This is a genomic window from Pseudomonas granadensis, assembly GCF_900105485.1.
In the GTDB taxonomy this organism is placed as follows: Bacteria; Pseudomonadota; Gammaproteobacteria; order Pseudomonadales; family Pseudomonadaceae; genus Aquipseudomonas; species Aquipseudomonas granadensis.
Genome location: NZ_LT629778.1, coordinates 2,813,647 through 2,837,367 on the forward strand (window position 1 = coordinate 2,813,647; position 23,721 = coordinate 2,837,367).

Genomic DNA, 23,721 nt, shown 5'->3' on the forward strand with positions numbered 1-23,721 from the left:
GCCTTTTCGGTTACCTTTTCGGCGTTTGGAAAAGGTGACCCGCCGTCAGGGCGGAACCCTAAGCCGCCGTGACCGCAGCAACGGATATGTCCACAGCAAACCAAAAAACTCAGCACCTGAAAGAAAGCCATCGCTTGCAGGCAAGCTCCCACATTTGGAACGCACTCTTCCCGTGAAACCCATGGCCGCCTGAAATGCATTCTTGCTGTGAAACTCATTACGGCCTGGAATGCATTCCAAATGTGGGAGCCAGCCTGCTGGCGATGAGGCCCTCGAAAAACAAGAAAATCTGCTACCAATCCACTCCGCCGATTACTCCGCACGCTGCTTGGTGTTAAATAGGCGCCAGTCTTAACCTTGTCGCCTGAAGCCGTGCAACGAGAACTGCCATGAACAGCTATTGCTACAACGCCCAACCGCAAACGGCGGTACGCGCATGATCGAAGTTACTGAAGTGTCCATCGCGCAATTGCGCGCCGCACTCGAATCCGGCCAGACCACCGCGGTCGAGCTGGTCGAGGCCTATCTGGCGCGCATCGATGCCTACGACGGCCCCGACACACCGACCGCGCTGAACGCCGTGGTGGTGCGCAACCCCGAAGCCTTGAACGAGGCCCGCGCCTCTGACGCACGCCGCGCCAAAGGCAAGACCCTCGGCCCGCTCGACGGCATTCCTTACACCGCCAAGGACAGTTATCTGGTCAAAGGCCTGACCGCCGCGTCGGGCAGCCCGGCCTTCGCCGATCTGGTGGCCCATCGCGACGCGTTCACCATCGAGCGCCTGCGCGCCGCCGGGGCGATTTGCCTGGGCAAGACCAACATGCCGCCGATGGCCAATGGCGGCATGCAGCGCGGCGTATATGGCCGGGCTGAAAGCCCTTACAACGCCGCCTACCTGACCGCGCCGTTCGCCTCCGGCTCGTCGAACGGTGCCGGTACCGCCACCGCTGCGAGTTTCGCCGCGTTCGGTCTGGCGGAAGAAACCTGGTCGAGTGGCCGTGGCCCGGCGTCCAACAACGGCTTGTGCGCGTATACGCCGTCGCGCGGGGTGATCTCGGTGCGCGGCAACTGGCCGCTGACGCCTACCATGGACGTGGTGGTGCCCTTCGCCCGGACCATGGCCGACTTGCTCGAAGTGCTCGACGTGGTGGTCGCCGAAGACCCGGACACCCGTGGCGACCTCTGGCGCCTGCAACCGTGGGTGCCGATCCCGCGCGTCAGCGAAGTGCGCCCGGCGTCCTACGCCGAACTGGCAACTGACCGCGCAGCGCTGGCCGGCAAGCGTTTCGCCATTCCGCGCATGTACATCAATGCCGATCCCGAGGCTGGCACCAGCGAAGCCCCCGGCATCGGCGGCCCGACCGGCCAGCGCATCAACACCCGCGCCTCGGTGATCGAGCTGTGGCAGCAGGCGCGTCAGGCGCTGGAAGCGGCCGGCGCTGAAGTGATCGAAACCGATTTCCCGCTCGTCTCCAATTGCGAAGGTGATCGCCCCGGCGCGCCAACCGTGTTCAACCGCGGGCTGGTGTCGAAAGAGTTTCTGCATCATGAACTGTGGGACCTGACCGCGTGGGCGTTCGACGACTTCCTGCAAGCCAACGGTGACCCGAAACTCAATCGTCTGGTTGACGTCGTCGGGCCGAAGATCTTCCCGCACGATCCGGGCACCCTGCCCAACCGTGAAGGCGATCTGGCCGCCGGCATGGACGAATATGTGCGCATGGCCGAACGCGGCATCACTCCGTGGAATGAAATCCCCACCGTTGCCGACGGCCTGCGCGGCCTCGAACAGACCCGACGTATCGACCTCGAAGACTGGATGGACAACCTCGGCCTCGACGCCGTGCTGTTCCCCACCGTCGCCGACGTCGGCCCGGCGGACGCGGACGTCAATCCGGCCTCCGCCGATATCGCCTGGAGCAACGGCATCTGGGTGGCCAATGGCAACCTCGCGATCCGCCACCTCGGCGTACCGACCGTCACCGTGCCCATGGGTGTCATGGCCGACATCGGCATGCCCGTCGGCCTGACCTTCGCCGGCCGCGCCTACGATGACTCCAGCCTGCTGCGCCTGGCCGCCGCCTTCGAATCCACCGCCAACAAACGCCAGATCCCCCCGCGCACACCACCGCTGTCGGCCAAGGGGCAGTGAAGATCTTTATTTGAAATGCAATCACTGTAGGAGCCAGCCCTCTGGCGATAGCTGACTTTCAGTCAATGAAAGGTTGAGTGTTCAACCGCTATCGCTTGCAGGCAAGCTCCCACATTTTGATCGCATTCTTCCTGTTGGAACGCAGTCAACCTGTGGGAGCCAGCCTGCTGGCGATGACGCCAGCCAATTCACCACAGTTCTGATGCCGAACCGAAATCCACTGTAGGAGTGAGCCTGCTCGCGATGGCGGTGTGTCAGCTTCGATGAAATTGACTGACACATCGCCATCGCGAGCAGGCTCACTCCTACAAGGGTTTGTGTCACGGCATGAACTGAGCACATCCGCCCAATCCCTCCCCCCGCAATTCCCCGATCATCCCGGCCAACCCCACCACCGCTGGCCACTGACCATGATCGACCGCGCCCCTTCGCGCCTCACCCTGCTTGCGCTGCTCTGCGGTCTGCACACCACCGCCCACGCCAGCGGTTTCTTCGACGATGCTAAAAGCCAGGTCCTGAGCCGCAATTTCTACCTGAGCAACGACTACCGCTCGCCCACACCCTCTGGCAAAAACTACAAACAGGAATGGGCTCAAGGCTTTATCGGCACCTTCTCATCCGGTTTCACCGAAGGCAGCGTCGGCTTCGGTATCGATGCCCACGCCTTCGCCGGGCTGAAACTGGACGGTGGCAGAGGCCATTCCGGAACTGGCCTGCTGCCCGTCGACAGCAACGGCCGCAGCGAAAACGACTACTCCAGCGCCGGTGGTTCGCTGAAACTGAAAGCCTCACGCACCACCCTCGCCTTCGGCGAAATGGCCGTCGAAACCCCGGTGTTCGACACCTCCGACAAACGCCTGCAACCGGAATACGCCACGGGTTTTCTGCTCAACAGCGCCGAGTTCGACAACGCCAACCTGGTCGCCGGCCACTTCACCGCGTTCAAGAACCAGGATAGCTCCTCCGGCCACGGCGATTTCTACGGTTACGGCGCTAACACCGAGACCGGCGGCATCAGCTTTGTCGGCGCGGACCTGTTCAGCGACGAGCCGCTGGGCGGCGCGCTGTACGCCTCGGAGCTGAGCGACACCTGGCACCAGTACTACGGCAATCTGCATTTCAAACAGTCCGGTCTGCTGCTCGATGCCAACCTCTACCACACCCGCGACACCGGCCGCGCATTGGTCGGCGAGATCGACAACACCGCGTTCAGCCTGTCCGGCAAATACGCCTTCGGCCCACACGCCGTTATGCTCGGCTGGCAACGCATCAACGGCGACACCCCCTTCGATTTCGTCGGCGGTGACTCGATCTACCTCGCCAACTCAATCAAATACGCCGATTTCAACGGCGCCAAAGAACGCTCCTGGCAAGCCCGCTACGACCTCGACCTCGGCGCCTTCGGCATCCCGGGTTTGAAGTTCATGACCCGCTACGTCACCGGCAACCACATCGACGGCACCCACGCCCCCAAGGACGGCGCGTACAACCCGTTCGACGCCGACAGCGGCCAATACCAGCCACAGCAAGGCGATGGCGGCAAGCACTGGGAACGCGATATCGACTTGAAATACGTCGTCCAGTCTGGCGCGGCCAAGGACCTGTCGCTGCAGCTGTCGCACGTCACCCACCGGGCGAACGAGGCGCAGGCCGGCGATGACATTGACCGGATTTATGTGGTGATCGAGTACCCGTTGGGCTTCTGACGGCTGCTTGATTTGAAATGCAATCAACCTGTGGGAGCCAGCCTGCTGGCGATGGCTGACCTTCAGTCAATTAGTGGTTGAATGTTCAACCGCTATCGCTTGCAGGCAAGCTCCCACGGGTTCTATGTGATGGCTGAATGTTCAGGCACACCCAAGTTCCCTGTGGGAGCCAGCCTGCTGGCGATGGCTGACCTTCAGTCAATTAGTGGTTGAATGTTCAACCGCTATCGCTTGCAGGCAAGCTCCCACAGGTTCTATGTGATGGCTGAATGTTCAGGCACACCCAAGTTCCCTGTGGGAGCCAGCCTGCTGGCGTTGGCTGACCTTCAGTCAATTAGTGGTTGAATGTTCAACCGCTATCGCTTGCAGGCAAGCTCCCACAGGTTCTATGTGATGGCTGAATGTCCAGGCACACCCAAGTTCCCTGTGGGAGCCAGCCTGCTGGCGATGGCTGACCTTCAGTCAATTAGTGGTTGAATGTTCAACCGCTATCGCTTGCAGGCAAGCTCCCACAGGTTCTATGTGATGGCTGAATGTCCAGGCACACCCAAGTTCCCTGTGGGAGCCAGCCTGCTGGCGATGGCGGCAGGTCAGCCACAACACTTGTGGCTGAACGAACGCTATCGCGAGCAGGCTCACTCCTACAAGGGTATTGGGCAAGTTCGCAAGGCTGGCGGCGGTTGACGGGTTTGGCCGCACTCCCTATCCTCGCGCCCTGTCACGACTCATTCGTGACCGGGTTTGACGGCTCGGCAATCCTCAAGGTGTGCATTGTTTTCCAAATGACTTAGGAGCTACGCCGATGTCCGAGCCAACTACAAAGTCCATTCCCCGCGACAAAGTCTCTCACCACCCTTTCACCGTCCAACCCGATATCCCCCTCCTCGACGCCCTGGAACACGCGGCCGTTTACCTCAATTGCGCCGAAGTCCTCGCCCACCAGGCCACCAACATCGCTCGCCCGGACCACAGCAGCTCCTTGCGCTGGGCCAGCCAGCAAATGCTCGCCAACGCCCGCGCTTTGATCGTGGCCTCCATCAACGGTGAGCAAGCCGCTCAGACCAAGGTGAACGTATGAATGCCCATCTTTCGATGACCCACAACGAACACAGCGCCCCCGTTCTGCTGGTTGCCACCGAAGCCCCGCTCGACGTCTTGCACAGCAGCGCCGCCAGTCGCTTTCTCGCCGTCACGCAGATGATGGAAAGCCTCGCCAGCCTGGATATCGCCTCAGCCAAAGGCGCCGACGTACAGCAACTGGCGCACGCGGCGGCGATGTTGCTGCGTGATGGTTGCGATGTGATGGATGTGTTGGGCCGGCAGATTCGTTTGCGGGTTTGATATATACCCAAATACCACTGCCAAAATACAAGCTGTGGGAGCGAGCCTGCTCGCGAAGGCGTTCGGCCAGACACTGAGAGTGTCGACTGGTACACCGCCTTCGCGAGCAAGCTCGCTCCCACACAGGACTGCGGATAGCGTTGAGTAAAACTGGCGGAGGGCAGCCGGAGTCGAACCTGCCCGGGAACGGATGCCGTCCCCAACCGGGTTTGAAGCCCGGCCGCGCCACCGGGCGCGATTGCCTTCCTTGATTCATTGCGCGTTGGCATTCGCCAGCGCGTTGTCGTAACGGATCTGCCGTGATTCGCCGATGCGCCGGGTCAGGCCCAGTCGGTCGAAATACTCCAGATACTGAATACAGCGTTTGCGTCCCAAGCCTAGCGCATCGCGGAAGGTTGTCACCTGGATCTGCGGATTTTCCGCGGCCAGTGTCAGCAGCACCTCGGCCATGCGGCGCAGTTGCGCGTCAGCCAGAAACAGGTCGCGCACTACTTGATGCATCAGCCCAAGCCGCGCGCGTTTGCGCAGCAGCAGGCGTACGGCGGCGTCATCGTGGCCGAGCATTTTGGCGACGTCGCGGACCCACGGCGGGTCGAATTCGGCGTTGTCGAACAGCGGTTGCAGTTGTTGCCACAGGGCTTGGTCCTCGGCATTCAGGCGCACCTGATGTTCGGGCAGGTGCAGCCAGGGGCCGCTGGTGTGGATCGAGCCGGCGCTGAGCAGTTCGTCGAGCAGGCTGATAAACGTCGAACGCTCCAGCGCCAGACCACTGAAACGTCGCAGACGATCTCGGTCAGGCCCCATTTGGTCGGGTTCTTGTTCATGGAATTGCGCGAGGCGTTGCAGCAGATTGAATTTCAGTTGCGCCCAGCGCTGCACGTTGAACAGCAGCGGGCCTTGGCGGGTGTCGATCAGGCGGACGTTTTGCGCTAACGACCACGATGCGCGCGGGCGATTGAACTGGCGTTCGAGGCGCTGCGGATCGAGCCCGCCAGCGCTGTGGTTGAGCAGTACCGGCAAGGCCTGTTCGAAGCTGTCGCTGCCGGCCAGGGTTTGCAGTTGCGCCAGACGTTCGGGGCTGCGGCGTTGCCGCGCCGGGGCGAACGGATCGAGCACGGTGCCGCCGCCCAAGGTGCGTTGCGCGCTGGCGTCGCGCAGGATCAGCCGGTCGCCCTGCACCGCGTGCACCGGCGCATTGATCAACAATTGCGCGAACATGCGTTCGCCGGGGCCCAACCGTGGGCCTTCGAGCAAGGCGACGCGGGCGATCACGTCTTGGGTGCCGAGGTGTACGTGCACCGGGTGGAAGTGTTCGAAGGTGCGTTCGCCGGGCAGCAGTTGAAAGTCGATGTCGACCCGTTGCGTCGGCGCGTGCAGCCACTCGCTCAGCAGCCATTGGCCGCGATGGATTTGCGCCAATTCCAGGCGCTCGCCGCTCAGGTTCAGCGCCACGCGTTGGCCGGCGAAGGCCTGTTCGGCGGGTTGATTTTGCGCATGCAGGCCACGCACGCGAACGGTTTTGCCGGACGGCGCGAGGGTGAGTTTGTCGCCGACCGACACCGTGCCCGACAGCGCCGTGCCGGTGACGACGATCCCGGCGCCGGCCACGCTGAACGCGCGATCGATCGCCAGACGAAATCCACCTTCGCCACTGCGCGCCTGCACCTCGTTTTGCGCCTGCAACAACGCCGCGCGCAACTCATCGACACCCCGCCCGCTCACGCTCGACACGGTAAAGAGCGGGGCGTCGGCAAACGGCCCCGGCGCGAACAGATCCAGCACCTGGCGCTGTATCTCTTCCACCCTGCCCGCCTCGACCCGGTCGCATTTGGTGATCGCCACTAACGCGCGGGGGATGCCGAGCAGTTCGACAATCGCCAGATGCTCGCGGGTCTGCGGCATCACGCCGTCATCGGCGGCGACCACCAGCAGCACCAGGTCGATGCCCCGCGCGCCGGCGAGCATGTTGTGGGTGAATTTCTCGTGGCCGGGCACATCGATAAACCCGCTCAGGCCGGCGCCGGGCTGCAGTTCGGCGTAGAGATAACCGAGGTCGATGGTCATGCCGCGTTCGCGTTCCTGCGGGCGGCGGTCGCCGGTTTGCCCGGTCAGCGCTTGCAGCAGCGACGTCTTGCCGTGGTCGATGTGCCCGGCCGTGCCGACAATCACGGCGTGGCCTGCAACTGTGACAATTGCGCGAGCCACGCCGGCTCATCGTCGAGCTGACGCAGATCGAGCCACAACGCATCATCGTCAATGCGCCCGAGCACCGGGATCGGCAAGGCGCGCAACGCGGCTTCGAGATTCAGCAGATAGCGCCCGCGCAGACGCTTCGACACCTGTGGCCGACAACACAGCGCCGCACTCGGCAAACGCGCCACCGGTTGGCTGCCGCTGCCGATCATGCCCAGGGACTCGACTGCGCTGACACTCCAAGTCTCACCCAGCATGTCAGCCAGCACCGGCTGCAACCGTGAAGCCTGGGCGAAGATGTCAGCCTGCGGGCGGGTTAAAAGCCGCAAACTCGGCAGACGTTCAGCGAGGCGATCCGGGTCGCGATACAGCCCGAGCACCGCCTCCAGCGCGGCCAGGGTCAACTTGTCCACGCGTAACGCACGTTTCAGCGGGTTCTTTTTGATTTTCGCGATCAGTTCTTTACGGCCAACGATCAACCCGGCCTGCGGCCCGCCAAGCAATTTGTCGCCGCTGAAGGTGACGATATCGGCGCCATCGAGCAGCGCCTGGCGTACCGTCGGCTCGGCCGGCAAACCCCAACGCGTCAAATCCAACAGGCTGCCACTGCCCAGATCCTCCAGCAATGGCAAGCCGTGCCGATGAGCCAATGCCGCGAGTTCAGCGGTCGGCACGCGAGCGGTAAAACCTTCGATGCTGTAATTGCTCGCATGCACGCGCATGATCAAACCGCTGCGCGGGCTGATCGCTGCTTCGTAGTCACGGGCGTGGGTGCGGTTGGTGGTGCCGACTTCGTGCAGGCGCACGCCGGCGCGGGCCATGATGTCGGGGATGCGGAAGGCGCCGCCGATCTCGATCAGCTCGCCGCGCGAGATAATGCCTTCCTTGCGCGCGCCGAGGCTGTTGAGGGTCAGCAGCACGGCGGCAGCATTGTTGTTGACCACGGTGACGGCTTCGGCGCCGGTCAGTTCGCGGATCAAACCTTCGATCAAATCGTCGCGATCACCGCGTTTGCCGCTGGCCAGATCAAATTCCAGATTCAGCGGATAACGTGCGGCACGCTCCACCGCTTCGATGGCTTCGTCCGGCAACAAGGCGCGACCGAGATTGGTATGCAGCACCGTGCCGGTCAGGTTGAAGACGCGGCGGACGTGACTGCGCTGTTGTTGCGCCAAGCGTTCACCAACGCGGCCGGCGAGCACATCGGGGCCGATCTCCACAGCTGCCAATTGCCCGCTCAATACGTCGGGCCTTAGCTCATCGAGCAACTGACGCAGGCCAGTCAGCAACGAATCCCGGCCGTAACGCTCAGCCAATGGCGCGCACGCCGGATGTCGCAACAACCCATCAATGGACGGCAACCGCAGGGCAACGCTGGAAGACATCAGCCCCTCCTGATTCGACTGAAACACCCCCTCCGGGAACAAGCTCCCTCCCACAAGGGTTTCAGAAGTGTAGACGCACTATGGGAGCGAGCCTGCTCGCGAAAGCGGTGTGTCAGTTAGTGTGGATGTGACTGACCTGACGCCTCCGCGAGCAGGCTCGCTCCCACAAGGATTGGCGGCGTGCACTCATTTTGCAGGCCACCCTAAAACAATGTGGGAGCTTGCTCCCGCTGGCGGTGTGTCAGACAACATGAACGTGACTGGACTGACGCTATCGCGAGCAGGCTCACTCCTACAGGGATTTGGGGTGAGTCGGGATGTGTGGCTTGGCAAATAACCAAGGTAGGAGTGAGCCTGCTCGCGATGGCGGTAAGTCAGTTAGTGTGGATGTGACTGACCTGACGCCTTCGCGAGCAGGCTCGCTCCCACAAGGATTGGCGGCGTGCACTCATTTTGCAGGCCACCCTAAAACAATGTGGGAGCTTGCTCCCGCTGGCGGTGTGTCAGACAACATGAACGTGACTGGACTGACGCTATCGCGAGCAGGCTCACTCCTACAGGGATTTGAGGTGAGTCGGGATGTGTGGCTTGGCAAATAACCAAGGTAGGAGTGAGCCTGCTCGCGATGGCGGTAAGTCAGTCAAAGATGGTGTGACTGAAACGGCCCCTTCGGGCTAGCTCGCTCCGACAGTTTCTGCTCTTGTCATTCGTCTCCCGGCGCCAGCAACAGATTCGGCGCCAGCCGCTGAAAGCCGTCCTGCGCCAGGCGCATGTCCAGCAGCAGACTGCCGAGGTCTGCCGACAACGCCTCGGCCTCGGCATCGTTTTCCAGATAGATCAGTTTCAGATAGCTGTTGCAGCCGGGGCAGACTTCCGCGCGCAGCGGTGCCTGATTGGCGGCGTGGCGATCGTCCTCAAGGCTCAGATAGTCGAGGCCTTTGCTCGACTCGCAATACACGCACTTGACCCGCACCACATGCCATTCGCAGGCGCATAGCGAACACACCAGATAACGCAAGCCGTTGTGTTTGGCGCGATGGCGGATGACCCCGGCCATCGCCGGAGAACCGCACGCCGGGCATTGGCTAAGGCTGTCGCCGGGTTTCAGTTGCAGATGGGGCGCGCTGAGCAACCAGTGACTCCACGCCACTTGCAGCGCCGCGCCAAGGAATGGCACCAGTTGCGCCGGCACCAGTGAATACTGGCCGCTGACCAGAGCGACAGCCCAGGAACGCAATTGACCGGCGCTGGCGACCCGCAACGTCGTCACTGCCTCGATAACGGCGGGTTGTTCAGAAGGCGTATAACGCTGCAACAGCGCCGAAAGATAAGCCTGCCAGCCCTCCTCGCGCACCAACGTGTCGGCAGCGAAAGGCGGCAAGCCATGCTGCTGGCAAGCCCCGATGCGTTGCGCATCGAACGGCGCGGTCAACGGCGGATCATCGAACACCTGCTGCTGAACCCGGCATAACCCAGAAATCAAACGCAGATAGTCAGCCAGCGCATGCCCCTCGGCCAGTTGCTCGAGCCTTTGCGCGCGCAAGAAAAACAGGTTGCGCGGCGGCAGATACAAGAACGGCGGCGAACTGGCCGCCGCTTCGATTTCACCCGGTTCAAGAATAGTCGGCAAACGTCAGCCCTTTTTGCTGATGGGGCGCTCCGGCGCGTCCCTTGGATGCTCATCGCGAGTGAGGTCGCGATACCACAGCGCATGATGTTTTTTCGCCCAGGCGCGGCTGACCCGGCCATGCAGCATGGCGTCGACCGACCCCTTGATCCACAGCCCGGCGTAGATGTGCACGATGATGCTCAGCACCAGAATGAACCCGGCCAGCGCATGCAAGAGCATCGCCCAGCGGATCACGCTGATGCCGAAATACACGCTGAACCACGCGCGCCAGATCACCAGCCCGGTGAACAGCAACGCCAGCATGCACAGCAGTAAAGTCCAGAACAGCAGTTTCTGCCCGGCGTTGTATTTGCCCACTGGCGGCACGCTGTCTTCGTCGTTGACCATGACCCGGTTGATCCGCCGCAGCCATTGCCGATCGTTGGCGATGAAAAAGTTTGTACGCCAGAAGCTGAAGACCAGGCCGAGGAACAGCACGAACATGGCGATGCCCATGTAGGGGTGCAGAATCCGCGTCCAGGTGCCGCCGCCGAACAGGTTGCTCAACCAGAACAGCGCCGGGTGAAACAACGCCAGCCCGGACAGCCCGGCCATGAAAAACAGGATAGCGACCAGCCAGTGATTGGTACGCTGGTTGGCGCTGTAACGCAGGATCGTCTTGTGGCTCATGGCCGCTCCTCCCCGCGTGGATCGTAGGTGTGCACCGCCGGGTCGACGACATGCACCGAGGTGTCGGCTGGCGTCGGCTGTTCATCTTCTTCGACGCGATTGGGGCCGACGCGTACATAGTGGAAGAAGCCGGCAATCACCGCCGCGCCCATCGCCAGCAACGCCAAAGGTTTGCTGAGGCCTTTCCACAAGTCCACCAGCGGACTGATTGCAGGGTGGTCCGGTAGCCCGGCGTAGAGTTTCGGTGTGTCGGCGTGGTGCAACACGTACATGACGTGGGTGCCACCGATGCCTTCCGGGTCGTAGAGACCGGCGTTGTCGAAGCCGCGGCTTTTCAGGTCGACGATGCGTTCGGCGGCGTGCGCCTTCATGTCTTCCTTGGTGCCGAAGACGATGGCGCCGGTCGGGCAGGTTTTCACGCAGGCCGGTTCCAGCCCGACCGCCACGCGATCGGAACACAAGGTGCACTTGTAGGCCTTGTGGTCCTTTTGCGAGATACGCGGAATGTTGAACGGGCAACCGGTGATGCAGTAACCGCAGCCGATGCAGTGATCCTGATTGAAATCGACGATGCCGTTGGCGTGCTGGATGATCGCGCCGGGGCTCGGGCATGCCGCGAGGCATCCGGGCTCGGCGCAATGCATGCAGCCGTCCTTGCGGATCAGCCATTCAAGGTTGCCAGCGTCGGTTTCGTGCTCGGTGAAGCGCATCAGCGTCCATGTATCCGCGGTCAGGTCCTGCGGGTTGTCGTAGGTGCCGTGGTTGTGGCCGACCTCGTCGCGCAACTCGTTCCATTCCGAGCAAGCGACCTGACAGGCCTTGCAGCCAATGCACTTGGTGGTGTCGATCAGCTTGGCGACGGCGTCCTGATTGCGCACCGACGGCGGCACCGTGGTGGTGGCCGAGCGGGCAATGATGTCTTGGCTGGCCATTTATAAGGTCTCCACTAGAGCTTCTCCACGTTGACCAGGAATGACTTGGATTCCGGGGTCTGGGTGTTGCCATCGCCGAGGAACGGCACCAGCGTGTTGGTCAGGTAACCGTGGCGCGTCAGGCCGGTGAAGCCCCAGTGCAGCGGGATGCCGATCTGATGCACGACCTGGCCATTGACCTGCAGCGGCCGAATCCGCTTGGTCACCACCGCCACTGCCTCGATAAAGCCGCGCTTGCAACTGACCCGCACGCGATCACCGGCGGCGATGCCCTTCTCTTTCGCCAGCACTTCGCCGATTTCGACGAATTGCTCGGGTTGCGCGATCGCGTTCAACTTGCAGTGCTTGCTCCAGAAATGGAAATGCTCGGTCAACCGGTAACTGGTGCCGGCGTAGGGGAAGTCCTTGGCCTCGCCGAGGCTTTCCCAGACCGAATCGAAGATCCGCGCCGCCGGGTTGCTGGTGGCTTTCTTGTTTTGCGGGTGCAGCGGGTTGATGCCGATCGGCGTTTCGAACGGCTCGTAGTGCTCGGGGAATGGCCCTTCGTTCATCTTGTCGACGGCAAAGAAGCGCGCCACACCTTCGGGGTTCATGATGAACGGGTTCATCCCGGCTTCCGGCGGCACGTCGGCCTTGTAGTCCGGCACGTCGGTGCCGCCCCAGGTTTTGCCGTTCCACCAGACCAGACGTTTTTTCGGGTCCCATGGCTTGCCCGCAAGGTCCGCCGAAGCGCGGTTGTAGAGAATCCGTCGATTGGCCGGCCACGCCCACGCCCAGCCTTGATGCTGGTGCATGCCATAGGGGTCGGCGTTGTCGCGGCGAGCCATCTGGTTGCCGGCCTCGGTCCAGCTGCCGGCGAAAATCCAGCAACCGGATGCGGTACTGCCGTCGTCCTTGAGCAAGCCGAACCCGGCCAATTGCGTGCCGGCCTTGACCATGGCGCCGCTGGCATCAGTGAAGTCGGTTACCGCGCTGCCGTTGATTTCCTTGGCCAGTTCTTCCGGCGATGGTTCGTCGGCGATCTTGTACGGCCAGGACAATTTCAGCAGCGGATCGGGGAATTTGCCGCCCTCGGTCTGGTAGCGTTTGCGCAGGCGCAGGAACAGTTCGCTCATGATGCGAATGTCGGTCTGCGCTTCGCCGGGACCATCGGCGCCCTTCCAGTGCCATTGCAGCCAGCGGCTGCTGTTGACCAGCGAGCCGTCTTCCTCGGCAAAACAAGTGGTTGGCAGGCGGATGACTTCGGTCTGGATCTCGGCGGTTTTCACGTCGTTGTACGGCCCGACGTTATTCCAGAACTCCGAGGTTTCGGTGGCCAGCGGGTCCATCACCACCAGCCATTTCAGCTTGGCCAGGGCGGCCATCACACGGTTCTTGTCCGGCAGTGCGGCAATCGGGTTGAAGCCCTGACACAGGTAGCCGTTCACTTTGCCCTGGCTCATCAGGTCAAACATTTTCAGGACGTCATAGTTGGGGATGTCCAGTTTCGGCAAATGATCGAACAGCCAATTGTTCTCGGCGGTGGCGTTGGCGCCGTACCAGGACTTCATCAGGCTGACGTGGAATTTGCTGTAGTTCTGCCAGTACGAAAGCTGCCCCGGCCGCAGCGGCACTTGCGTGCGTTTGTGGATGAACTGGGCGTAATCCTGCTCGCTGTCGCTGGCCAAGGTCAGGTAACCGGGCAGCGCGTTGGACAGCAGACCGAGGTCGGTCAAACCTTGAATGTTCGAGTGCCCGCGCAAGGCATTCACCCCGCCACCGGGCATGCCGACGTTGCCCAGCAGCAGTTGCACCATCGCCGCGCTGCGGATGATCTGCGCGCCGATCGAGTGCTGGGTCCAGCCGAGGGCGTAGAGAATCGTCATGGTCTTGCCCGGCGTCGAGCAGGTGGCGATCTCGTCCCAGATTTTCTGCATGGCGTCGACCGGCATGCCGCAGATCTGGCTCGCCAACTCGATGTTGTAGCGGCTGTAATGCTGCTTCATCAGTTGATAGACGCAGCGTGGGTCTTGCAGGGTCGGGTCGACCCGGACGAAGCCGTCCTCGGCGAACTCGTAGCCCCAGCCGGACTTGTCGGTGTAGCTGCGTTTTTCCGCGTCATAGCCGCTGAAAATGCCGTCCTCAAAGCCATAACCGGCTTTGACGATGAACGACACGTCGGTGTAGTTGCGCACGTATTCGTGCTGAATCTTGTCGGTGGTCAGCAGGTAATTGATCAGCCCGCCCATGAAGGCGATGTCGGTGCCGGTGCGGATCGGCGCGTAATAGTCGGCCACCGAAGCGGTCCGGGTGAAACGCGGATCGACCACAATCAGCCGCGCAGCGTTGTGCGCTTTGGCCTCGGTCACCCATTTGAAGCCGCACGGATGCGCTTCTGCTGCGTTGCCACCCATCACCAGGATCAGATTCGCGTTGGCGATATCGGTCCAGGTATTGGTCATGGCACCACGGCCGTACGTCGGGGCAAGACTTGCCACCGTCGGGCCGTGTCAGACACGCGCCTGGTTATCGAACCCCAGCATGCCGAGGCTGCGAATTACCTTCTGGGTGATGTAGCCGGCTTCATTGGACGCCGCCGAGGCCGCGAGGAACCCGGTGCTCAGCCAGCGATTCACCGTTTGCCCGTTGGCGTTCTTTTCGATGAAATTGGCGTCGCGGTCGGTTTTCATCAGGTCGGCGATGCGATCGAGCGCTTCGTCCCAGCTGATTCGCGTCCACTCGCTGCTGCCGGGCTTGCGCACTTGCGGGTATTGCAAGCGGCCGGGGCTATGAATGAAGTCGAGCAGGCCGGCGCCCTTCGGGCAGAGGGTGCCGCGATTGACCGGGTGGTCGGCGTCGCCCTCGATGTGGATGATGTTCTGCGCCACGTTTTTCCCGGCATCGCCTTGGCTGTACATGATCAAACCGCAGCCGACCGAGCAATACGGGCAGGTGTTGCGGGTTTCATGGGTGTGGGCGAGCTTGAAGTGACGCACCTGCTCGGCGAAGGCTGGCGTCGGGGCCATGCCCAACGCGCCCAGGCTTGAGCCTGCAAGGCCGATACCTGCGACCTTGAAGAACTGACGACGGCTGAGATCCATCGTGCACTCCTGATCAGGTGGAACCCGGTACTGGTGCCGGGTTTTATCTGGACAATCACGGTTGCGACGCCTTGGCGTCGACTTTTTCACTGTAGACAATCAGCGCAGCGCCCGGGTGAAAACCGACCGTCGGGTGTTTTTCTGCATCCATGCAATCCCTGTAGGAGTGAGCCTGCTCGCGATAGCGGTGTGTCAGTCACCTATTCCTTTACTGATGCACCGCCATCGCGAGCAGGCTCACTCCTACAGGGGTTATGTGTGGGTCGCAGGTTTTGTGTGCTCACGCAGGCCTTGCGGCTTATCATGACGCCCCTGAACAACCCGCCTTCACGAGACCGCGCATGACTTTCGATTTTGATCAGGTATTCGACCGCCACCACACCGGCAGCACCAAGTGGAGTCGCTATCCGGCGGACGTTCTGCCGATGTGGGTCGCGGACATGGATTTCGCCGCACCGCCGGTGGTGATCGAGGCCTTGCAGCAGCGTTTGCTGCACCCGCTGGTGGGCTACAGCGTGGCGCAGGACAATTTGCGCGAAGCGATCATTGCCGATCTGTGGAACAAGTACGCCTGGCAGGTCAAGCCGCAGGAGCTGATCTTTTTGCCAGGTGTCGAGTCGGGATTCAACATGGCGCTCAAGGCATTGGTGCTGCCGCAGCAGAACGTTGTGGTGCAAGTGCCGAACTACCCGCCGCTGCGCCAGGCGCCGGGCCATTGGGGGTTGAACAAGGTCGAGCTGGAATTCATCGTTCAGGCGGACGGCGGCTATGCAACGCCACTGACGGCGTTGCGTGATGCGCTGGTGGGCGGCGGCGCGCTGCTGTTGAGCAATCCGCACAATCCGCTCGGCAAGGTGTTTGCTGCTCAGGAGCTGCGTGATGTGGCTGATATCTGCATGGCGCAGGATGCCTGGATCATTTCTGACGAAATCCATGCCGAGCTGTGTTTTGACGGTCGCGTGCATGTTCCGACGGCATCGCTGAGCGCTGAGATCGCGCAGCGCACCATTACGCTGATGTCGGCGAGCAAGGCTTACAACATTGCCGGCCTGAAGACTTCGTTCATGATCATTCAGAACGCTGCGCTGCGTGAGCGCGTCAATCATGCTCGTTGCGGCATGGTCGACAGTGTCAATCCGCTGGGTATGGAGGCTACTCGGGTGGCGTACAGCGAAGGCGCGCCTTGGTTGGCGGAGCTGAAGGTTTATCTGCAGGGCAATCGCGACTGGTTGGTTGAGGCTGTGCGCAGTCGTTTGCCGGGGGTGACGATCGATGTGCCGCAGGGGACTTATCTGGCGTGGCTGGATTGTTCGGCGCTGGATTTGCCGGATCCGCAGCGGTTCTTTCTTGAGCAGGCAAAAGTTGGGTTGAGTGCCGGGGCGGATTTCAGTGATCGGCATCAGCAGTTTGTGCGCTTGAATTTTGGTTGCCCGCGGTCGTTGCTTGAAGAGGGCATAAGTCGGATGGAGCGTGCGCTGGCGCAGCGCGGTGCCTGATTCTTCGGTGATTTTCCTGAGCAGGTGATTTCCTGTGGGAGCTTGCCTGCAAGCGATGGCGGCCTTGTAGCCGCCCCATCACTTGTTGATGTACGCGGTTGACTTGTAGGAGTGAGCCTGCTCGCGATGGCTTTCTTTCAGGCGCTGATTGTCTGGTTGCTGTGTACATATCCGTTGCTTCGGGTGTTGCGGCTGGCGGTTTCGCCCTTACGGCGAGTCCCTTTTTCAAACGCCAAAAAGGAACCAAAAGGCTTTGCTCCTACGTACGGCCCTCGCAGGCTCGGGTCCCTTCGCTGCGGGACCGATCCGGCCGCAGCGGCTACGGTTTGCTTCGCTGCACCTACTTCCGCTGTGTACGACTTCGTCGTACGGTCGCTGCGCTCCCACGCCCGGATCGATCCCTCCACTCAGCCTTCCGATGTCGCCGGTTAGGCAAGATCAAGGGCACTCGAGCTTGCGCTCATTGTTGAGTGGTTAGAAGCGCCGTATGGCTTGAGAACTTCGGTGGATTCGCCCCTCACCCCAGCCCTCTCCCCCTGGAGAGGGAGCCGATTTTGGTTGGTTTTGAGATTTGCATTCGACTCGGTATTTCGGATGAGCATAACCCGCCCAAACCACTCGGTCAGTCCCCTCTCCCTCCGGGAGAGGGCTAGGGTGAGGGGCTTTTGATTTTCGATTGCTGGCCTGGTGGCGCACGCAATCCCTGTGGCAGCTTGCCTGCAAGCGATGGCGGCATGTCATTCAGCCTTTATTTCAACTGACACACTGCCATCGCCAGCAGGCTGGCTCCCACATTGGTTTTGCATCTTGCTCGAATCCGATCGAACTCACGGCAAATACCCCGGGTCAACCCGAGACACTTGCCTTGAAACGAAGGAGACCCTGCGATGAGCGACTATCCAAAACCACCCTTCCCCAAACAAGCCCAACCCGTGCCAGGCTCGCAGCGCAAGATGGAGCCGTATCCCGATTGCGGTGAGCAGAGTTATGTCGGTTCGGGCCGGCTGGCCGGCAAGATTGCGTTGATCACTGGCGCTGACAGCGGCATCGGTCGTGCGGTGGCGATTGCTTTCGCGCGTGAAGGCGCTGACGTGGCCGTGGCGTATCTGAATGAGCACGAGGACGCCAAGGAAACCGCGCGCTGGGTCGAGCAGGCCGGGCGTCAGTGTCTGTTGTTGCCGGGTGACATCGCCGAGAAAGCCCAGTGTCAGGCGCTGGTCGACAAGACTGTCGAGCGCTTTGGGCGTATCGATGTGCTGGTCAATAACGCTGCGTTCCAGATGACTCACGAGAATTTCGAAGAAATTCCCGACGAAGAATGGCTGATGACCTTCGATGTGAACATCACTGCGATGTTCCGCATCTGTCAGGCGGCGATCAAACACATGCGCCCCGGTTCGTCGATCATCAACACCAGTTCGGTCAATTCGGACATGCCAAAACCGACCCTGCTCGCCTACGCTACCACCAAAGGGGCGATTGCCAACTTCACCGGTGGCCTGGCGCAGATGCTTGGGCCGAAGGAGATCCGCGTCAACAGCGTCGCGCCGGGGCCGATCTGGACGCCGCTGATTGTCTCGACCATGCCCGACGAAGAAGTGCAGAACTTCGGTGGCAGCACGCCGCTTGGTCGCCCCGGTCAACCGGTGGAAGTTGCGCCGATCTATGTGCTGCTGGCCTCGGATGAAGCCAGTTACATCACCGGTCAGCGCTACGGCGTGACCGGTGGCAAACCGATGCTTTGACCGCCCGCGAGAAAAACTGAACCCAGCGGCGTGGCGTGCCTCCATACCTTTAGAGCCCGACGGGCCAACAGGATCTGGAGGTCGTCATGTCCGCACCTATCGTCAAGCTGTTCACCCGACCCAACTTCGCCTGGACCGATATCCGCCGCGAAGAGGAAGCCCACCCCCGACACTACCTCGCGCACCTGCTGGTGCTGGCGCTGATTCCGGCCGTGTGTCTGTTCATCGGCACCACCTACGTCGGATGGAGCCTGGCGGTCGGCGAGAACGTGCGACTGAGCACGGCCAGCGCCTTGCAGCTGTGCGTCCTGCTATACGTGACCATCGTTTTCGGCGTGGCGATCATGGGCGGTTTCATTCGCTGGATGTCGCGCACCTTTGACGCGCGGCCGACGCTCAATCAATGCATCGGTTTTGCCGCTTACACCGTGACGCCGTTTTTCGTCGCCGGCATTGCCGGGCTTTACCCCAGCCGCTGGCTGGCGATTCTGGTGCTCGGTGCTGCATCGATTTATTCGACGTTTCTGTTGTTTGTCGGGCTGCCGACGTTCATGCACGAGCGCAAGGAACAAGGCCTGCTCTACTCCGCTTCCGTGTGGGGCGTCGGCCTGTTGGTGCTGGTGACCCTGCTGGTGTCGATGATTCTGCTGTGGTTCAACGTGCTCATTCCCGAGTACCTGCGCACGACCGCAGGTTGAGTCGATGAGTGTGTATACATTGATAATTGATGGCGGCCGTTCGTGAGTTTCACGGTGTGGGTCGCGGTGCTCGGCACCGTGTTGCTGACCCTGGCGCTGACCGCGTCGTACTTGCGCTGGATGCCGGTGACCACGTCGGCCGTGTGTTTGCTGCTGGGCATCGCCATCGGCCCGAGCGGCCTGAACCTTTTGAAACTGTCGCTGGAAAACGCCTCGCTGTGGATGGAGCACCTGACCGAAGTGGCGGTGCTGTTTTCCCTGTTCGTCTGCGGCCTGAAGTTGCGTTTACCGCTGACGGATAAACGCTGGCGCATCGCGTTTGGCCTGGCCGGACCGGTGATGGTGCTGACGATTGCCGGGGTCTGCCTGTTGTTGCACTGGGGCCTTCAGTTGCCGTGGGGACCGTCTTTGCTGATCGGGGCGATTCTGGCGCCGACCGACCCGGTGCTCGCAGCGCTGGTGCAGGTCAACGATGCGCGCGATGTCGACGGCGTGCGCTTCGGCCTGTCCGGCGAGGCGGGTCTGAATGACGGCATCGCTTTCCCGTTCGTGATTCTCGGCTTGTTGCTGATTCACAGCGACAACGTCGCCGGCGAGTGGCAAGGCTGGTTGTTGCGCAGTGTGCTGTGGGCAGTGCCAGCGGGTCTGTTGACCGGTTACTGGATGGGTCGCGGTATCGGTCGCGTCACAGTGTTGCTGCGTATCCACAATGAAGACAGCACCCTCAGTCCCAATGATTATCTCGCGCTGGCGCTGATCGCTCTGGCTTACGTGGTAGCCGAAGCGATTGGCGGTTATGGCTTTCTCTCGGTATTCGCCGCTGGCCTGGGCTTGCGCCAGGTCGAAGTGAAGTCCACCGGCGTCAGCCAGCCGCCCGCCGAACATCTGGTGCAACCGGTGGTCGGCCATCAGAACGTCGAACCGCAACACGCGGTACGTGGCGACACCGATGAACTGAAGAGCAGCCAATTGGCCGCCGGCATCATGATGGGCGACATGCTCGCGTTCGGCGGGCTGGTCGAACGGGCTATGGAAGTGTTCCTGGTGACCCTGCTCGGCGTGGTGCTGTTGGCGCACTGGGACTGGCGGGCGCTGCTGGTGGGTGGCGTGCTGTTCTGCCTGATTCGCCCGGCCTGCGTGGCGCTGATGCCATGGGGCACGCTGCTCAAGCCCCGTCAGCGGTTACTGATCGGCTGGTTCGGCATCCGCGGGATCGGCAGCCTGTTCTACCTGTTCTTCGCCTTGAATCATGGCCTGACCAACAACGTCGCCACGCTGTGTACTGACCTGACCTTGTCGGTGGTGGCGCTGAGCATCCTCGTGCACGGCATCAGCACCCAGCCAATCCTTGCGGGCTACGAACAGTACAAGAAACAAAAAAGCTGATTTTTTTCGTGGCGCTTTAACGGTTAATTGATCGAAGTTTTTTCTGCAAAAAAATGGATCCCCGCTTCGCTGTCAGCGGTCACACACATAACCGTCGCTGAGTGCATCACGCGGCGGCCCGGCAGGTTCGATTCCCCTGCGGCGCGACGCCTATGAAACGGAATCCTGAAGAAAAAGGTTACGGTCATGAAAGAACGTTCGACTCCTGCGCAAATCAAGGCTTGCAGAGCATTGGCTCTGGAACGCAACCGTCAATTGTTCGATAACGCCCACACCCTCAATCGCGCAGCCAACGCGATGCTGGAGGTGGAGAATCTGGATATGGAGCAGTTCGAGCATTACCGGGCCTTGCGCAAGAAAGCCGATTTGCTGTTTGAGGATGCGATTGATCATCTGTGCGTGTTGAATGAGGATTTTCCGCCGATTCCTCAGGCGTCGCAGCATTCCCAAGCGGTAGAGCGTGAGCTTGAAGTGGCGAGTTGAGCTTGAAGTGGCAAGCTGAGCCTGAAAAGCCCCTCATCGGAACGCCGCCCGCCTAGCCCTCTCCCGGAGGGAGAGGGAACTGACCGCGGTGACTAGTTGAATTGCGTCGACCTAAAATCCCGAGTCGAACACCAAATTTGAATCCTGTGAAGATCTGCTCCCTTTCCCCCTCTCCCCCCTGGGGGAGAGGGCTGGGGTGAGGGGGTACGATCTGAAGTCCACTACAAAATCCAAGCGAACAAAAAGCCCGAAACCATAAAGTCGGGCTTTTTTCGATTTCCAGCCATCATCCCCCCGGATTCGTCACCTGGATAAACACCGCATACCCCCCCAGCAATATCCAGAACGTCGCAAAAATCCACGGCGTACGCAACGAAAACAACAGCGACTTGCGATAACCCTTGTGGCTCGACTCGACTTCGCTGAACAGCGGCGATTCGTCGTACGCCAGCCCCATCACCGGTTCAGCCTCCAATAACTGGCTCTGCTTGAAGTGCCAGTGATCAATGATGTCGTACGCGGCGCGAATCCCCGGCCAGGCGTTCAGCGAGCTGAGCACGCCGAGCAACGCCAGAAACGGCGGCACGACCAGGGTGAACAGCTTGCCCCACTCCGGGTTGAGGTTGGCCATGCAGGAGGCGAACGCAATCACCAGAAACGACTGCGCCGCCAGATAGGCGTCGGTGCGGTTGGCGAGGATGCTGGTTTCGTACTGGATTTCGCGCCGATAGAAATCCAGACGTTCCTTGGGCGAGCCGAACATCTTGGCGTTGTGTTCGGTCAGCGCCTCTTCTTCAGCGCTGGGATGGGTCAATATGCGAGACAAAACAAACGCGCTCCGAGGTGGTTAAAAACCTTTCGAAACCCTCGGTGATGGACAAGTTCAGGCGAACTGACCAGCGCCTCATTTCATCGATTGCGCAATGATCGCCACGAGTCCCATCTGCGTGAATGGCTTGGGCAAGCGCGGCAGTTCGGCGGCGAAGCCTTCCAGGCGTTCGGCATAACCGGTGGCGAGGATGATCGGCAGGTCCGGTTTGAGCATACGCACGGCGTGCGCCAGTTGCGCGCCGCTCATTTTCGGCATGGCCATGTCGGTGATCATCAAGTCGATGACTTCGCCCTGATCGAACAGGCGCAACGCTTGTTCACCGGAAGTGGCACCGAGAACGCGATGACCGAGGTCCTCGAGCAGCAGGCTGGTGCTGGTCAATACCAGCGAGTCGTCATCGACCACCAGTACGCTGAGGCGTGGCACCGAAACCGGCGCGGCCGAGGAAAACTGCGGTTTGCTGGCGACGCCCTCGAGCGCCACCGGAATCCACAGCTCAGCCGTGGTGCCCTGGCCCTTTTCGCTCTTGAGCATGAAACGGCCACCGAGCTGTTCGATAAAACCGTGGACCATCGACAAGCCCAGCCCGGTGCCCTTGCCCAAGCCCTTGGTGGTGAAAAACGGGTCGCGGGCCGACGCCAGCGTCTGCGCATCCATGCCCTCCCCGGTGTCGGTCAGGCTCAAACAGACGTAACGCCCGGCCGGCAACTGCGAATCGCCCAGCTCCAGCACCACCTGCGGCTGCGCGGTGATGGTCACCGTCCCGCCGTCAGGCATGGCGTCGCGGGCATTGGTCGCCAGATTGAGCAAGGCCAGTTCGAGCTGATTGTTGTCGGCCAGCACTGGCTGCAGATCGTCGGGAAAACGCGTCTCGATGCGGATGCCCGGCCCCAGCGAGCTGCGCAGCAAACCGGTGATGCCCTGCACCAACTGGGCGATGTCGACCGATTCGGTCTTGAGTTCCTGGCGGCGCGCGAACGCCAGCATGCGCTGGGTCAGCGACACACCGCGCAAGGCACCCTGGGTGGCGTTTTCCAGCAGACGGCTGATTTTCGGGTCGGCGCCCATGCGCTTTTGCACGATCTCCAGATTGCCGAGGATCACCGTCAGCAGGTTATTGAAATCATGGGCAATGCCGCCGCTGAGTTGACCGATTGCCTGCATCTTCTGCGCCTGAAACAGCGCTTCACGGGTTTTTTCCAGCGCTTGGCGGGACTGATGGGCCTCGGTGATATCGCGGGTGATCTTGGCAAAACCCAGCAGAATGCCGGTATCGCCGCGAATCGCATCGACCACCACATGCGCCAGGAACCGCGTGCCGTCCTTGCGCATGCGCCAGCTCTTGTTCTCGAAACGACCTTCACGGGTGGCGATTTCCAGCGAGCGTTGCGGCTCGCCGAGTTCGCGGTCTTCGGGGATGTAGAAGATCGAGAAATGCTGACCGATGATTTCTTCCGGCAGATAGCCCTTGATCCGCTGCGCGCCCTGGTTCCAGTTACTGACCCGGCCTTCGGGGCTGAGCATGTAGATCGCGTAATCGGTAACGCCCTGTACCAGCAGGCGGAACTGCTGTTCGCTTTGCTTGAGGGTTTCCTCGGCCATCTTGCGATCGGTGAGGTCACGGGTGATCTTGGCGAAACCGAGCAAGCGGCCATCCGGGTCGATGATCGGGTCGATCACCACGTGCGACCAGAAGTTGGTGCCATCCTTGCGCACCCGCCAGCCCTCGCCTTCGAAACGCCCTTCGTTGATCGCCGTGTTCAATGCGCGCTGCGGCAAACCGGCGGCGCGGTCTTCAGCGGTGTAGAAGCGTGAAAAGTGTTCGCCGAGAATTTCTGCTTCTTCATAGCCCTTGAAGCGCTTGGCCCCGGAGTTCCAGCTGGTGATGATGCCGTCCGGGTCGATCATGTAGATCGCGTAATCGATCACCGAATCGATCAGCAGGCGAAAACGCATGTTCTCGATCACAGCGTCTTTAGTGTTTTCGCTCATC

General features: G+C 61.3%; 18 protein-coding genes and 1 tRNA gene. 10 read left to right on the forward strand and 9 right to left on the reverse strand.

The annotated features are described in order from the left end of the window. The first annotated feature begins 436 nt into the window (after positions 1–436). The 5 genes from BLU52_RS12435 to BLU52_RS12450 all read left to right on the forward strand — a co-directional run bounded on the left by BLU52_RS12435 (position 437) and on the right by BLU52_RS12450 (position 5,199). Positions 437–2,152: an amidase gene (locus tag BLU52_RS12435; protein ID WP_090283550.1), complete on the forward strand. Its 1,716-nt coding sequence runs from the start codon at positions 437–439 to the stop codon at positions 2,150–2,152. A 410-nt stretch (positions 2,153–2,562) separates the two neighbouring features. Continuing rightward, a complete protein-coding gene (locus BLU52_RS12440) occupies positions 2,563–3,858 on the forward strand; it encodes an OprD family porin (RefSeq protein ID WP_090283553.1) in 1,296 nt (431 codons plus the stop codon). Between the two features lie 525 nt (positions 3,859–4,383). Continuing rightward, entirely contained in the window at positions 4,384–4,542 is a 159-nt protein-coding gene (locus tag BLU52_RS26675; protein ID WP_157720696.1) for a hypothetical protein, read from the forward strand. 118 nt (positions 4,543–4,660) lie between these two features. Then, positions 4,661–4,936 carry a DUF3077 domain-containing protein gene (locus BLU52_RS12445; RefSeq protein ID WP_090283555.1) on the forward strand — a complete coding sequence of 92 codons (276 nt, stop codon included), beginning with the start codon at positions 4,661–4,663 and terminating at the stop codon, positions 4,934–4,936. Further along, positions 4,933–5,199 carry a short-chain dehydrogenase gene (locus tag BLU52_RS12450; protein WP_090283557.1) on the forward strand — a complete coding sequence of 89 codons (267 nt, stop codon included), beginning with the start codon at positions 4,933–4,935 and terminating at the stop codon, positions 5,197–5,199. The genes BLU52_RS12445 and BLU52_RS12450 overlap by 4 nt, the downstream gene beginning before the upstream one ends. A 151-nt stretch (positions 5,200–5,350) precedes the next feature. Here the strand turns inward: BLU52_RS12450 and BLU52_RS12455 are convergent. The 7 genes from BLU52_RS12455 to fdnG all read right to left on the reverse strand — a co-directional run bounded on the left by BLU52_RS12455 (position 5,351) and on the right by fdnG (position 15,088). Beyond that, positions 5,351–5,446: transfer RNA gene (locus BLU52_RS12455), tRNA-Sec, on the reverse strand. Positions 5,447–5,451: 5 nt separating this feature from the next. Next, the gene (selB, locus tag BLU52_RS12460) at positions 5,452–7,368 is read right to left on the reverse strand and encodes a selenocysteine-specific translation elongation factor (protein WP_090283560.1); all 1,917 of its coding nucleotides are present in this window, start codon (positions 7,366–7,368) and stop codon (positions 5,452–5,454) included. Further along, complete coding sequence (selA, locus tag BLU52_RS12465; RefSeq protein WP_090283562.1) at positions 7,365–8,777, reverse strand: L-seryl-tRNA(Sec) selenium transferase; 1,413 nt, start codon at positions 8,775–8,777, stop codon at positions 7,365–7,367. The genes selB and selA overlap by 4 nt, the downstream gene beginning before the upstream one ends. Positions 8,778–9,480: 703 nt before the next feature. Beyond that, complete coding sequence (gene fdhE / locus BLU52_RS12470) at positions 9,481–10,407, reverse strand: formate dehydrogenase accessory protein FdhE (RefSeq protein ID WP_090283565.1); 927 nt, start codon at positions 10,405–10,407, stop codon at positions 9,481–9,483. Positions 10,408–10,410: 3 nt separating this feature from the next. Next, on the reverse strand, positions 10,411–11,076 hold the full coding sequence (locus BLU52_RS12475; RefSeq protein WP_090283567.1) for a formate dehydrogenase subunit gamma: 666 nt from the start codon (positions 11,074–11,076) through the stop codon (positions 10,411–10,413). After that, complete coding sequence (fdxH, locus tag BLU52_RS12480; RefSeq protein ID WP_090283569.1) at positions 11,073–12,008, reverse strand: formate dehydrogenase subunit beta; 936 nt, start codon at positions 12,006–12,008, stop codon at positions 11,073–11,075. The genes BLU52_RS12475 and fdxH overlap by 4 nt, the downstream gene beginning before the upstream one ends. A 14-nt stretch (positions 12,009–12,022) precedes the next feature. Continuing rightward, positions 12,023–15,088 carry a formate dehydrogenase-N subunit alpha gene (fdnG, locus tag BLU52_RS12485; RefSeq protein WP_157720697.1) on the reverse strand — a complete coding sequence of 1,022 codons (3,066 nt, stop codon included), beginning with the start codon at positions 15,086–15,088 and terminating at the stop codon, positions 12,023–12,025. Between the two features lie 341 nt (positions 15,089–15,429). On the opposite strand from fdnG, the gene BLU52_RS12495 reads away from it, so the two are divergent. The 5 genes from BLU52_RS12495 (at position 15,430) to BLU52_RS12515 (ending at position 20,896) form a co-directional block, all read left to right on the forward strand. Beyond that, entirely contained in the window at positions 15,430–16,584 is a 1,155-nt protein-coding gene (locus BLU52_RS12495; protein WP_090283575.1) for a MalY/PatB family protein, read from the forward strand. An 887-nt stretch (positions 16,585–17,471) separates the two neighbouring features. Then, on the forward strand, positions 17,472–18,329 hold the full coding sequence (locus BLU52_RS12500) for an SDR family oxidoreductase (RefSeq protein ID WP_090283578.1): 858 nt from the start codon (positions 17,472–17,474) through the stop codon (positions 18,327–18,329). A gap of 86 nt (positions 18,330–18,415) precedes the next feature. Beyond that, the gene (locus BLU52_RS12505) at positions 18,416–19,027 is read left to right on the forward strand and encodes a Yip1 family protein (protein WP_090283580.1); all 612 of its coding nucleotides are present in this window, start codon (positions 18,416–18,418) and stop codon (positions 19,025–19,027) included. Between the two features lie 42 nt (positions 19,028–19,069). After that, positions 19,070–20,413, forward strand: coding sequence for a cation:proton antiporter (locus BLU52_RS12510; protein ID WP_090283582.1), 1,344 nt, complete (start codon positions 19,070–19,072; stop codon positions 20,411–20,413). 186 nt (positions 20,414–20,599) lie between these two features. Beyond that, positions 20,600–20,896, forward strand: a complete 297-nt coding sequence (locus BLU52_RS12515; protein WP_090283584.1) for a hypothetical protein — start codon at positions 20,600–20,602, stop codon at positions 20,894–20,896. Positions 20,897–21,182: 286 nt separating this feature from the next. On the opposite strand, the gene BLU52_RS12520 is transcribed toward BLU52_RS12515, so the two are convergent. Both BLU52_RS12520 and BLU52_RS12525 read right to left on the reverse strand, forming a co-directional pair. Then, positions 21,183–21,722 (reverse strand): hypothetical protein, encoded by a 540-nt coding sequence (locus BLU52_RS12520; protein WP_090283586.1) that lies wholly within the window; start codon positions 21,720–21,722, stop codon positions 21,183–21,185. Between the two features lie 78 nt (positions 21,723–21,800). Next, a complete protein-coding gene (locus BLU52_RS12525; protein WP_090288534.1) occupies positions 21,801–23,720 on the reverse strand; it encodes a hybrid sensor histidine kinase/response regulator in 1,920 nt (639 codons plus the stop codon). Between the last annotated feature and the right edge of the window lies 1 nt (position 23,721).